We start from the raw sequence: 13,006 nt of genomic DNA on the forward strand, positions 1-13,006 counted from the left end.
CCCCCGCTTGCGGGGGAAGGCCGGGATGGGGGACAGCACGCACAACCCTTACATCCGACTCAAACAATCGATCGCCACCGCTTTAAAACTGACAAAATCCGTGCAATCACGCAGCCGCGTCATCGCCCTTTCGCGCAGGAAGGTGACGAACAGATCGTAAATCGCCATCGCCTCTTCGTATTCGCTCTTGCTGATCGCTAGCAGGAAAATCACCGACGCCGTTTCCTCGCCCCAGCTGACGCCGTGCGGTGCCAGCACCGTGTAGACCACGGTTTTCTGCGCCAGCAAGCCAAGGGAGTGCGGTAGCGCGATGCCTTCGCCGAGCAGGGTGCTGACAATCGCTTCGCGCTCCTCAACCGACGGATAGAAATCCGCATCGACAAAACCTTCGCTCTCCAGCTGATCGCACAGCAGGCGGAACAACTCTGACTGCGCCATCGGCTTATCCAGCACCATAAAGTGCTGCGCGTCGAAGTACTTCTCCAGCATGTACGGGCGCGTGCGATCCACCAGCACCAGCTTGCCGAGCTGCTCCAGCTGGAACTCGGTTGGGAATGGCGACATCACCGCAATCGGCTTGTTCTTCTCGCTGAGCCGCGCGGTGGAGATCACGAAGTCTTCGTCGATATGCTCGCGCAGTTCATAGTCGCGCTGCGACAGCCGCGCCGTCACCACCAATTGCGGGTATTTGCGCAGCAGCAGCGCCTCAATCATGCGCAGCGTGGAGTTGCCGCTGTCGCACACCAGCAGCACCTGTGGATGGCGCTGATAGCCGACGTCGTAATGCCTCTCCAGCCCAACGCCGATGTGCAGCACCAGAAAACCGATCTCGTTCTCACTGATAGTGTAAGGGGTGTATTTACCCCAGCTGGTGACCGCCGCCAGCGTCACATCGTAGGCCATTGGATAGTGCTGTTTGATGTTGCTCAGCAGCGGATTGGGGATATGGATTTGGTAGCGCACCCGCGTGATCATGGTTTTGATATGGGTGAGCAGATCGGCGCGCAGCTGCTCATCATGCTGCAGCCGATAGTTGTAATGGGTGTTGATGTAATTTAGCAGGTAATCGACCAGCGCATCGGCGTCGTCAGCGTTAATGGTGCTCGGTGCCAGCGCCTGAATCTGGCGTGCGGCGATGTTGACCCGCAGCCAGTTCTCTTCCGCCTGTGAAATCGGTTTGCCGACCAGCGGACGCATCAGGTTTATCAGGTCGTTCGCCGCCTCGCGCACTTCCTCGCCCACATCTTCCGCACCCGGATCGTTGAGTGGGAAACCTTCACTGATGCGTCGTACCGCCACCGCGCAGTAGATTTGCAGATAGCGGTCACCCTCATCGCTGAGGCGAATGGCGTGCTGGGCGAAGCACTGTTGCAGCAAAGGTTCGAGCTGCGCCAGAATGCCGCTGTGCAGCGCTTCTACCGTCAGCAGCGGGCTGTCCGGCGTCTCCTGATCGATCTGCCACAGCAGGTCGGTTAAGCAGGTGCGGATCGCCGCCTCGCTGCCAAACAGCTTCATGCCGTAATGCGGTTTAGTTTCGATATTGAGGTGATAGCGGCCCAGCCATTCGCGCACTTCTGCCATATCGCTTTGCAGCGTGGCGCGACTGACAAACCACTCTTCGGACAGATCTTCCAGCTTGATCGAATACGCCGCCGTCAGAAAGCGCGTCAGCAGATAGCGCACGCGCTCCTGTGAGGTACGCGGCACGCGCAGTGGCGTCGCGCTCTCTTGCTGTAAGCGGCCAAAGCGCGCCGCATCGTCAATTTTGAGTTGATATCCCGCGCCGCGCGCCAGCACAAACTGCGCGCCATGCTGTTCCAGCAGCGCGTTCAGCGCGGTGATATCGGTGCGCACCGTGCGCGTTGAAACGGAAAAGCGACGTGCCAGCTCATCCTGCGGCAGCGTTTCATTTTGCAGCGCAGCGAAAAGCTGAGTCAGACGCTGATTGGGAAATCTCACGGAGCCTCACCTGTTACTCATTTGTTACAGCAGTTTCTTGCACGTTGCCAGAAGCTGACGTACATCGTCAATGCGCGTGTCGCCGCTTGCGCTATCGATAATCGAACTGTAAACGTGCGGGATCACTTTGCTGACGCCCGCATCGAGCGCAATACGCACAATCTCTTCGAAGTTGTTGAGATCGATGCCGCCGGTGGGTTCCAGCCAGAAGTCGTGACGCGCGCAGGCTTCCGCCACCGCGCGATACTCATTTACCGCTTTCAGGCCGCCCATCGGGAAGTATTTCACCGAGCTGCCGCCCATGTCCTGCAACATGGCGATGGCGCTGTCGATCGGTACAATCGCGTCGGCGTTCTTCGAGCTGCGCGGTCCGGTGGAGATTTTCACCAGGCCCGGCGTGCCGGTCGGTGAAATCAAACCATTCACCACGGTTTGATTCTGGCCGAGCAGTGCACGGCTGGTCGCCACGCCGGTGAAGACCTGATTGACGTGCTGCGGTTGCAGCACCGCCGAGATCTCACTCACCATCGCCGACTGGTTGGGATCGCCCGCGCCCAAACCCACGGATAACGCATTGTCGATCAGCGCCGCATACTCACGCATATCGGCAATGGCTTCTTCATTGCTGGCGTAGTTATTTGACAGCACGCCCACCAGCACATGGCCTTCAGCCGCCTGCCAGATCGCTTTGGCGTTCTGCTTCGAACCGGCCAGCACGTTAAGGCACAGGCGATCCTGATAGAAGTTCGGGTTCAGACTCATGCGCGTTTTCCTCCGCTGATCAACGCCTGAATAGCGCTAAAGATGATGTGCAGCTGAACGGCGCTAACGCTGCGCACATCGGCTTCGATAATGCCTTCGTTGGCTTTGTAGCCACGGAAATAGATGGCGATGTCGCCAGTTTTCAACGCCTGCACCAGTTCGCCAGTCGGCCAGCCGGTGACCGCTTCATCAAACTTGATCTCGGCACGCGCAATATCGCGTCCGGCGGCATCCCACACCACGCGGGCGGTGACGCCGTTCAGCGTGTTGAGGTTGTCGATAAACGGCGTCATGTTGGCCACCATCTCGGCGCCGGTGGTTTTTGGCTGCACCAGAGAGTTTTCAATCGCCTGCGTCAGCCCGAGAATGCCCTCTTTGCCGACTTTCATCGCGCGACCAATGCCGTTGCTCTGGCGCTTCACCCACTCAACGTATTGCGTGCGACCAATCACTAAGCCGCTGGTCGGCCCTTCAATCGCCTTGGCGCCGCTGTAAATCACCAGATCCGCGCCCATTTGGTAGTAGCACTGCAAATCTTCTTCCGCTGCCGCATCAACGATCAGTGGAATGCCGTGCTTGCGCGCCACTACCGCTGCCTGCTCCACGCTAAGATGGCTTTTCTGCACGCAATGGTGCGATTTGATGTACATCAGCGCCGCCGTGGTCGGCGTGATTGCCGCCGCCAACTGCTCTGGCGAACATTCATTGCTGTAACCGGCTTCGATCAAACGCCCGCCGCCCAGCGCCACCATTGTGCCAACCGGCGCACCGAAGTTCACGTTGTGCCCTTTTGGCACCACGATATCGTGCGGCACGCTGAGCGGTGCGGCGTGCAGGTTCTCCAGCAGCCAGTCGTTATCTTTAACAATCACCGCCGCCACGCTCTGCGCAATGCCCGCTGAGGCGCATGACACCACCACCGCGCTCTCCACGTCCAGCAGTTTGGCGATGTAAGCGCCGGTCTTGTTGACCAGATCTTTCATCTCGAAATAGTGATTCAGACCGTAGCTGACGGTATCCACCACATCCGCAGACGGCGTGGAGACGCCGAGAATGGTCATGCGGCCCGAGGCGTTGATGACCTGTTTCAGGTCATATTTTTCATAGATCGAAGACATGATTCGCTTTCCCTTCATCAGTCAGATGCCAGTGACCGGCGATAACCACGGCCAGCGGCAGAATATGTTGTTCACCTAATACCCGTTCGCCTTCAGCATCAACGAACGGGCAGGCTTCCTCTTTGACGGTAAAAATGGTCAGGTCGGCGTCATAACCGGCGGTCAAGCGCCCTTTGCCCGCCAGACGCAAGCCAGCAGCGGCATTAACGGTGACGCACTCGACGATTTGCGGCAGCGTCATGCCAATGCTGAAGAATTTCGACATCACGTGCGCCAGGCTATGCACCGGGCCGTTGATGCGGTTGCGACAGTAAATGTCGGAGCTGATGGTGTCGGGCAGAATGCCCTGCGCAATCGCCTGACGCGCCACCTCAAAACTGAAGCTGGCGCCGCCGTGGCCGATATCCAGCTTCACGCCGCGCGCGATGGCATTTTTCACCGCTGCTTTCAATTCACCCTGCGGTGACAAGATACGGTTCGGCTTGCCGTTAAAGCAGTGGGTAATGATGTCGCCGGAGGTCAGCAGATCGGCGATCTCTTCCAGCACTGGCGGATTGTTGCCAATGTGCACCATCAGCGGCAAGTTTCCGGCTGCCTGCTGAATCGCCTTGGCCCGCACCAGCGGCTGAATGCCGTTCTCGCCCACCACGCTGCTGCTCATGCGCGCTTTCAGGCCAACGATAAAGTCGGGACGGCGTTTCACCGCCTGCACCACCGCATCGCCATCAATCTGCGCCATATCGGCCAGCTCGTTTTGCGTCACAATGCCGGTGCGTGAAATGTTGATCAGCGCGCGTACTTCGGTGGTAGCCGAACGCGTGAGCTGATAAAAGTCGTCGATGTCGTCAGCGCCGGTGCTGCCGGCATCCACCACCGTGGTGACGCCTTGCGCCATACCAATGGTGTCGGCATCGTCGTGATAAATCGGGGATTGGGGATAACAGTGCACGTGGCTATCAATCCAGCCAGCGCTGACATAGTAACGTCCGGCGAGATCGCGCTCCTGCTGTGCCGGGCCGCTCACCTCGCCGACGGCGGCAATTTTGCCGTGCTGGATGGCAATATCCACCAGCTGTTCGTCGCACAGACGTGCGCGGCGCAGAATCAGATCAAACATGCTTACTCCTCACGTACAAACGCTCATTTCGTAGCGGCGTGATTTATCGCGCAATAAATGGCGCCGCTACGGATATGTGCAGCCATATGGCCGCACATCGGTATCAGAGTGAGATTGGGAACATCGCACCCAACACCATCGCGCCCAAAATCGCGCCGCCGGTAATAGGCTTATTCCACAGGTAGAACAGCAGCGCCCCCACCAGCGAACCGAGACCAATAGGAATCGACGCCGCCATGGCCGACAGGATAATCAGCGGCCCGAGGAAACGGCCCGATGCGTTACCCGCGCCCATCATCACGTCTGCGCCGTAGGTTGAGTCGCTCTGGTTGATGGTGAACTTACGCGCCAGGATGATCAGATAACCTATCGCTAAGCCCACCACCAAACCCGTGGCCAGCGATGCGGCAAAGTTGGCGACCGGGAACACAATGCCGGCACCGAGCAGCAGCGCAGGCACGCCGAGGCCGACGCCGGTCTGGATCGCGCCGCCAATATCGAGAATCCCCACCAGCGAACCTTCGATAATGCGTGCAAACAGGAAGCTGGCACCAAACGCCGCCACCGCGCCATACACGCCGGTTTCCATACCGGAGCGCAGCATCGAGACAAACGCCACTTCGTTAAAAGCACCAATGCCGTACAGGTAATACATGTGCGTACCGGCAAATACGCCGGAGGAGAGCAGGCCAACAAAAATCGGGAAAGACCAGTCGGCGTACCAGAACCCTTTGTTTTCGTTCTCGTTCATGCTGATGGCTCCTTATTTGCCGCTGACGCTGTTGTGGATCATATCCAGCCAGCCCGGAATACCTAGCTGGAAGGATTGCAGCAGTTTCAGATCGAAACCGCGGAAGAAGCCGCTCAAGGCAAACAGCAGCACGATGGCAAACATCATCACCTTGGTGACTTTGTTCCAGCCGCTCTCTTCCACACCTTTACCGATCAGGATGCCCAGCACCAAACCCGGTACGGCGTTACCCATGATCAGCTGCGCCAGGCCGCCAAAAATGGTGGCCCAGAAGCCAGATTTCTTACCGGCATCAATCGCTGCCAGCCAGAAGATCACTGGCATCACGGTGTTCACCAGCAGGTTAGCCGCTGGCACCAGCACTTTTACTGCGGTAACCTGCAGCGCCGCCGGAACCGCAGATGCCGTGCTGTTAAGGAAGGCCACCACAATCATGCCGATGATGCCGCAGGCAATCGCCATGCGTTTCGGGTTGTGCAGCGTTTCCGCCACGTTGCGGTTTTTCACCATCAGTGCCGCCGCGCCCCAGTTCGGCAAAATGCGGTGATCGACGTCCTGCGTGAATGAACCCGCTGCCACGGATGATGCCCAGGCGTTAAAGAAGAAGCCGAGACCAAAGGAGAAGTGCGATGCCGGATCGCCTTCACAGGAATTGAGTTCTCCCAAGGTACGGAACGCGCCCATACCTTGTGTGGTCGGTGCGTGGAACATGCGCGCTGCGCCCGCTCCCACCCCGACGCCAACCAATCCGCCAATGATTAACGACTTAAACAAAATGATTAAAAACATGTCGTCGTACCCTTGTTGTCGTTTTTATTAAGTCGCTATGAAGTCCACCTTGTCGGTGTCGATCACAGTGACGCTAACGGTAATGTCCAGCTCAACGCTGTAATTCCGTCGCTCACGCGCGAGGAAGAAGAACAAGAATTTTTCCTTGCGCACGCTCTCCTGCGCGCGCAGCACCCGCACATCTATGGGTTCAATGCGCAACAGAATCTTTTGGCTGGTGCGCAGCACTTGCTGCTGCACCTTGCTGAGCGCATCGGCAAAGGCTTTTGCTTTACTGTCGCCTTTGCCCTGCACCGTTACCTGCGTCTCGTATTGCTGTTTCATACTTAGCTGCCGTGTTTTTTAGTCCAGGCCTGCACCAGACGCTCACCCAGCTCTTCTTTATCCATAAAGCCGAAGCCCAGCACGGTGGCACCTTCATTGATGGCGGTAACGCCTTCGTCAATCGAACGCATCCCGTGTTTGGCTTTGTAGCCATATTTGTTCTGCGCGGTAATCGCACCGGCACCGCCGCTGCCGCAGAAGGAGATACCGAAGTCGGCGTTTTCCGCTTTCATCACGTCGCCCAGCTTCATGTCGGCTGCCACGCCTGGCACCACCACCGCACGACCACCGGCTTTCTCGATGCCCGCTGCTACTTTCTGACCTTTACCCAGACGATCACCAATCACTACAGTTACCATGTTCAATTCCTCACAATTTATGCTTCGTTCGATTTCGCCACTTCGATATGGACGGACAACAACCAGGCTTCCTCTTTGGGCAGATTGCCAAACAGATCCACCACCTGCTGCGCCAGCGCCATGGTTTCCGGCGAGATATCTTCAAACAGCTCAGCCTCTACTTCCGGTAGCGCTTCACCCGTTAAAGAGCGCGATGCCATCGCCCGGACATGCGAAGCCAGCATCTGCTGCTGCACGGCGTTGGCTTCGATGTGATGCGCGGCGTAGATCGCTGCAATTTGGCTTAACACCTTATCCGCCAGCGCCTGGATCGCTTCCGGCGTGCTCTGTTTCAGCGGGACAGCTTCACTCCTCACCTTGTTACTCCTGTTTACAGCGGACAATTACAGATATTTCTCGTTGATAAGAAAGTACGCTTTCGCCTTGAGGCTGTTGAGTCGCAACTTTTCCACCTCAAAGTGGAAATCCCGCGGGCGAGTGTGCGCCAGATCTCAGGACGCACGAAGTGTGCGAAAGCGGTCACATAATGCGAGAAGTGATGGATTTAGGCGGATTAAAACGGAGATAAGGCAAAGAGGAATAAGGCCAGCCACGGGGCTGGCCGGGTTATCAGCGGAATTTCTTATGGTTGGCGTTGCGAATATCTTCCAGTTTCTTCGCTTCGGCCTTGGCTTCGTCCAGCTTGTTGGCTTGCGCCAGCTGATCGACCACATCGATCTGGGCAATCAGCGAATCCAGACCGGCGTGATAATCCTTGATCTGCGCGCTATCGGCCGCCTGACCTTCCAGTTTTTCCGGCGTGGATTGCTTAGCATCCGTTGCCGCTTGGCGCATCTTACCCAACGCGGTATGCATCTCCTGCGCGTCAGAGGTTTTCTTCACCACGCTCAGACCATCCTTGAGCGTATCCATATCTTTTTCTAAATCGGCTGCAAACACGCTAGCCGAGGAGAACAACAGCGATAACGACAACACTGCAATCACATGCTTATTACGCATTGGTATGTCCTTTTATTATTGTCGGGCCAAAAAAAAAAGCAGCCTTGCGGGCTGCTTTCAGAAAGCGATGACTCTTATTGTCCGGCGATTTTCATCTCCGGCAGCAGCACCGATCCGCATTGTATATTGCTGCGGGTTTCAATGTCGTTACCGACGGTTACCATATTGAGCCACATCTCCTTGAGATTACCGGCGATTGTGATCTCGCTCACAGGATATTGAATCTCTCCGTTTTCCACCCAGAAACCGGATGCGCCGCGTGAATAGTCGCCGGTCATGCCGTTGATGCTGGAGCCCATCATCTCGGTTACCACTAAACCGGTGCCCATCTGCTTCAGCAGGTCGTCAAAGCTGTGGCCCTGACCGGCAATACGCCAGTTGTGGATGCCGCCTGCGTGGCCGGTGCTCTGCAAGCCGAGCTTGCGCGCCGAGTAGCTGGTCAGCAGCCAGTTCTGCAGCACGCCATCTTTAATGATGTCACGCGATTGGGTGCGCACGCCTTCGCTGTCGAACGGCGTGGATGCCAGGCCTTTCAGCAGGTGCGGATGCTCTTCAATGGTCAGCCACTCTGGCAGAATCTGCTTACCGAGCGAATCAAGCAGGAAGGTCGATTTGCGGTACACGCTGCTGCCGCTGATCATGCCCACCAGATGACCAAACAAACCGGTCGCCACTTCTGGCGCGAAGATCACCGGCGCTTTCATGGTCGAGAGCTTGCGCGGTGCCAGACGCGACAGCGTGCGGCGTGCGCACTCGGCGCCAACCCATTCCGGGCTTTTCAGATCGTCAAAAGCGCGACCAATGGTATACGCGTAATCGCGCTCCATATTGCCGTCCTGCTCGGCTATCACACAGCTGGAGAGCGAATGGCGGCTGGAGCAGTAGCTCTGCAACATGCCGTGGCTGTTACCAAAGACTTTGATACCAACGTGGCTGTTGAAGCTGCCGCCTTCGGTGTTGGTGATGCGTTTGTCGGCCTGCAACGACGCTTGTTCCGCCTGAGCGGCCAGTTCGATAGCGCGATCGGCATTGATCTCCCACGGATGGTAGAGATCGAGATCCGGCGCGTCAAACGCCAGCAACTCGGGATCGGCCGGTGCGCCAAATGGATCCACCGAGGTGTAGCGCGCAATGTCGATCGCCGCCTGCACGGTGCGTTTGATCGCATCCGGGCTGAGATCGGTGGAGGAAGCGCTGCCTTTACGGTTTTGATGGTAGACGGTGATGCCGAGCGCACCATCGCTGTTGAATTCGACGTTTTCCACTTCGCCATAGCGGGTACTGACGCCGATGCCGGTGGTTTTCGTGACCGCCACTTCAGCGCCATCGGTGCTGGCTTTTGCCAGTTCCAACGCCTGCGCGACAGCCTGTTCCAACACTTTACGTTGTTCTGCAACCTGAGTAGATACGTTCATCGACCTGCCGTCTAATCTTAAGTATGAATTGTTTGAGTCTATCAGACTCAGAGAACAATTTCGCAGTCGCCCGATAAACTGGTAGGATTAGCCTCTTTTTTTTGGGAGCCAAGAGATGACCAAGCAGCCCGAAGACTGGCTCGACGATGTGCCGGATAATAATGACGAAGAAGATGAAGAGATTATCTGGGTCAGCAAAAGCGAAATTAAACGCGATGCCGAAGAGCTAAAACGCCTTGGTGCCGAGCTGGTTGAGCTGGGGAAAAATTCCCTCGACAAGATCCCACTCGACGAACAATTGCGCGACGCGATTGAACTGGCGCAGCGCATCAAGAAAGAAGGCCGTCGCCGTCAGCTGCAGCTGATCGGTAAGATGCTGCGTTCACGCGATGAAGATCCGATTCGCCAGGCGCTGGATAAGCTGAAGAATCGTCACAACCAGCAGGTTGCACTGTTCCATAAGCTGGAGATTTTGCGCGATCGTTTGATCGAGCAAGGTGATGACGCGGTCGCTGAAGTGTTTAACCTCTATCCGCACGCCGATCGTCAGCAACTGCGCAGCATGATCCGTAACGCGCAGAAAGAGAAAGCCGCGAATAAGCCGCCAAAATCTGCCCGCCTGATTTTCCAGTATCTACGTGAGTTGGCAGAAGCGTAAGTTTTCTGCGGTTTTCCCCTCAGCCCCTTCTCCCGCAAGCGGGAGAAGGGGCTGACCGAGCTCCACCTAAACATTCCCTCGCCCGCTTGCGGGAGAGGGCCAGGGTGAGGGGAAAACCCGCACCATCACCGCCCTAACCGCTCCAGCAGTTTCTGGTGAATACCACCAAATCCGCCGTTACTCATCACCAGGATCGAATCGCCTGGCTGGGCTTTCTTCGCCACCATTTCCACCAGCGTATCGATATCCGCGCTCCACTGCGCTGGTTGAATGCACGCCTCAGCGACATCAGAAACCTGCCACGGAATATGGTGCGGCTGGAACAGGAACACTTCGTCTGCGCGGCCCAGCGATGGCGCTAATTCGTTCTTGCTCACGCCCATCTTCATGGTATTTGAGCGCGGCTCCAGCACCGCCAGAATGCGTGCGGTGCCGCCCACTTTGCTGCGCAGCGCCGCCAGCGTGGCGAGAATCGCGGTAGGATGGTGAGCGAAATCGTCGTACACCTTGATGGCGTTCACTTCACCGCGCAGTTCGAGACGACGGCGCGCATTGATGAAGCTGCTCAACGCTTCACCGGCATCCACCGGTTTCACCCCAACATGACGCGCCGCCGCAATCGCCATCAGGCCATTGTGCATGTTGTGCTCGCCCACCAGCGCCCAGTTCACTTCGCCGACTTTCTCGCCGTCGAGCCAGATCTCCCAATGTGAAGAGTCGGGCGTCAACTTTTTCGCCTGCCAGTGACCGTTATCGCCCACCGTTTCCTGCTCGCTCCAGCAGCCCATCGCCATCACTTGCTTGATGTTGTTGTCGTGCTCCGGCAGCAGGATCTTGCCCTGGCCCGGCACGATACGGATCAAATGATGGAACTGCTTCTGGATGGCGCGCAGATCGTCAAAGATATCCGCGTGATCGAATTCGAGGTTGTTGAGGATCAGCGTGCGCGGGCAGTAATGCACAAACTTGGAACGCTTGTCGAAGAACGCGCTGTCGTACTCATCCGCTTCGATGACGAAGAATGGACTTTTTCCTAATTTTGCCGAAACCTCGAAGTTTCCTGGCACACCACCGATGATAAAGCCCGGTTCCAGGCCGCAGGCCTCGAGAATCCACGCTGCCATGCCGGCTGTGGTGGTTTTGCCGTGGGTTCCCGCCACCGCCAGCACCCAACGATCGCGCAGGACGAAATCGTGTAGCCATTGCGGGCCGGAGAGGTAAGGAATGTTGCGTTCCAGTACCGCTTCGACACAAGGATTGCCGCGCGTCATCGCGTTACCAATGATCACCAGATCCGGTTGCGGATCGAGCTGGCTGGCATCGTAACCTTCAGTCAATTCAATGCCTTGCTGTTCCAGCAACGTGCTCATCGGCGGATAGACATTGGCGTCTGAGCCGGTCACTTCGTGTCCCAGCGAGCGCGCCAGCATCGCCAGTCCGCCCATGAAAGTGCCACAAATCCCGAGGATGTGAATACGCATAAAGAGATCCATTACTCAAAAGTTCGGCGCACAGTGTAACGCCGAGTTGAGAGGGAAGAAACGGATTAGGACTATGGTTTTTAAAGTTCAATCGGCTAAACTGCGCTCATACGTTGGTAGCTTGTTACAGCTGCTGCCACTCCATCGTAGATGCAGGGAATGTGTTATGAAAACGTTAGGCGAATTCATCGTCGAGAAGCAACACGACTTTCCACACGCCACAGGTGAACTGACGGCGCTGATTTCTTCCATTAAGCTTGGCGCTAAAATTATCCACCGCGACATCAACAAAGCGGGTCTGGTGGATATTCTGGGTGCCAGCGGCGTGGAAAACGTGCAGGGTGAGCAGCAGATGAAGCTTGATCTGTTTGCCAACGAAAAGCTGAAAGCCGCCCTGAAAGCACGCGGCGTGGTGGCCGGTATCGCGTCGGAAGAAGAAGACGAGTTCGTCATCTTTGAAGGCTCCGAGAATGGCAAATACGTTGTATTAATGGATCCGCTGGACGGTTCTTCAAACATCGACGTTAACGTTTCCGTCGGCACCATTTTCTCTATCTACCATCGCATCAGCGAGCCGGGCACGCCAATCACCGAAGCCGACTTCATGCAGCCGGGCAACAAGCAGGTTGCCGCGGGTTACGTGGTTTACGGTTCTTCGACCATGATGGTTTACACCACCGGCGTGGGCGTGCATGCGTTTACTTACGATCCGTCGCTCGGCGTATTCTGCCTGAGCCACGAGCGCATGACCTTCCCGGAGAAGGGTTACACCTACTCGATCAACGAAGGTAACTACATTCGCTTCCCGCAGGGTGTGAAGAAATACCTGAAGTTCTGTCAGGAAGAAGATATCGCCACCAAGCGCCCGTATACCTCGCGCTACATTGGTTCACTGGTGGCCGATTTCCACCGTAACCTGCTGAAAGGCGGCATCTATCTCTATCCAAGCACCGCCAGCCACCCGAAAGGCAAGCTGCGTCTGCTGTACGAATGCAACCCAATGGCCTTCCTGGCGGAGCAAGCGGGCGGTAAAGCCAGCGATGGTGCCAATCGCATCCTCGACATCCAGCCAGAAACGCTGCATCAGCGCTGCCCGTTCTTCTGCGGCAACGACGCAATGGTGGGCGACGTTGAACGCTTCATCCGTGAATATCCGGACGACCATTCAGCCTAAATGATAATTATTAAAAAAAGGCCTGCATAGCAGGCTTTTTTAATTGAAAAGAACAGTAAATTTTTAACATCCTAAATTTTTTTAAAAATTACTTAATGGA

General features: G+C 56.6%; 14 protein-coding genes. 2 read left to right on the forward strand and 12 right to left on the reverse strand.

The window, feature by feature from the left end; all coding sequences use genetic code 11:
- Positions 1–48 precede the first annotated feature (48 nt).
- From FCN45_RS16965 to pmbA, 11 genes are all read right to left on the reverse strand, one after another.
- Positions 49–1,959, reverse strand: a complete 1,911-nt coding sequence (locus FCN45_RS16965) for a transcription antiterminator (protein WP_137386583.1) — start codon at positions 1,957–1,959, stop codon at positions 49–51.
- A 24-nt stretch (positions 1,960–1,983) separates the two neighbouring features.
- Positions 1,984–2,721 carry a KDGP aldolase family protein gene (locus FCN45_RS16970; RefSeq protein WP_137386584.1) on the reverse strand — a complete coding sequence of 246 codons (738 nt, stop codon included), beginning with the start codon at positions 2,719–2,721 and terminating at the stop codon, positions 1,984–1,986.
- On the reverse strand, positions 2,718–3,839 hold the full coding sequence (locus tag FCN45_RS16975) for a DgaE family pyridoxal phosphate-dependent ammonia lyase (RefSeq protein WP_137386585.1): 1,122 nt from the start codon (positions 3,837–3,839) through the stop codon (positions 2,718–2,720). Before FCN45_RS16975 ends, FCN45_RS16970 begins: the two co-directional genes overlap by 4 nt.
- Positions 3,823–4,956, reverse strand: a complete 1,134-nt coding sequence (locus FCN45_RS16980) for an amidohydrolase/deacetylase family metallohydrolase (protein ID WP_137386586.1) — start codon at positions 4,954–4,956, stop codon at positions 3,823–3,825. The genes FCN45_RS16975 and FCN45_RS16980 overlap by 17 nt, the downstream gene beginning before the upstream one ends.
- Before the next feature lie 103 nt (positions 4,957–5,059).
- Entirely contained in the window at positions 5,060–5,707 is a 648-nt protein-coding gene (locus FCN45_RS16985) for a DUF4310 family protein (RefSeq protein WP_064738408.1), read from the reverse strand.
- A gap of 12 nt (positions 5,708–5,719) precedes the next feature.
- A complete protein-coding gene (locus FCN45_RS16990; protein WP_101762892.1) occupies positions 5,720–6,496 on the reverse strand; it encodes a DUF4311 domain-containing protein in 777 nt (258 codons plus the stop codon).
- 27 nt (positions 6,497–6,523) lie between these two features.
- Positions 6,524–6,820: a DUF4312 family protein gene (locus tag FCN45_RS16995; protein ID WP_137386587.1), complete on the reverse strand. Its 297-nt coding sequence runs from the start codon at positions 6,818–6,820 to the stop codon at positions 6,524–6,526.
- Between the two features lie 2 nt (positions 6,821–6,822).
- Entirely contained in the window at positions 6,823–7,179 is a 357-nt protein-coding gene (locus tag FCN45_RS17000; RefSeq protein ID WP_008103553.1) for an SFCGS family glycine-rich protein, read from the reverse strand.
- A gap of 17 nt (positions 7,180–7,196) precedes the next feature.
- On the reverse strand, positions 7,197–7,535 hold the full coding sequence (locus FCN45_RS17005; protein WP_007892186.1) for a glycine dehydrogenase: 339 nt from the start codon (positions 7,533–7,535) through the stop codon (positions 7,197–7,199).
- A gap of 253 nt (positions 7,536–7,788) precedes the next feature.
- Positions 7,789–8,178 carry a cytochrome b562 gene (gene cybC / locus FCN45_RS17010; RefSeq protein ID WP_110867416.1) on the reverse strand — a complete coding sequence of 130 codons (390 nt, stop codon included), beginning with the start codon at positions 8,176–8,178 and terminating at the stop codon, positions 7,789–7,791.
- 74 nt (positions 8,179–8,252) lie between these two features.
- On the reverse strand, positions 8,253–9,593 hold the full coding sequence (gene pmbA, locus FCN45_RS17015) for a metalloprotease PmbA (RefSeq protein ID WP_137386588.1): 1,341 nt from the start codon (positions 9,591–9,593) through the stop codon (positions 8,253–8,255).
- A 115-nt stretch (positions 9,594–9,708) separates the two neighbouring features.
- On the opposite strand from pmbA, the gene yjgA reads away from it, so the two are divergent.
- Positions 9,709–10,251, forward strand: a complete 543-nt coding sequence (gene yjgA / locus FCN45_RS17020) for a ribosome biogenesis factor YjgA (protein ID WP_101762888.1) — start codon at positions 9,709–9,711, stop codon at positions 10,249–10,251.
- Between the two features lie 125 nt (positions 10,252–10,376).
- On the opposite strand, the gene mpl is transcribed toward yjgA, so the two are convergent.
- Positions 10,377–11,732, reverse strand: coding sequence for a UDP-N-acetylmuramate:L-alanyl-gamma-D-glutamyl-meso-diaminopimelate ligase (mpl, locus tag FCN45_RS17025; protein WP_137386589.1), 1,356 nt, complete (start codon positions 11,730–11,732; stop codon positions 10,377–10,379).
- Positions 11,733–11,898: 166 nt separating this feature from the next.
- Here mpl and fbp point away from each other — a divergent pair, with 166 nt between their 5' ends.
- Positions 11,899–12,906 (forward strand): class 1 fructose-bisphosphatase, encoded by a 1,008-nt coding sequence (fbp, locus tag FCN45_RS17030; protein ID WP_008103565.1) that lies wholly within the window; start codon positions 11,899–11,901, stop codon positions 12,904–12,906.
- Positions 12,907–13,006 lie beyond the last annotated feature (100 nt).

This window comes from Pantoea sp. SO10, assembly GCF_005281435.1.
GTDB classification, from domain to species: Bacteria; Pseudomonadota; Gammaproteobacteria; order Enterobacterales; family Enterobacteriaceae; genus Pantoea; species Pantoea leporis.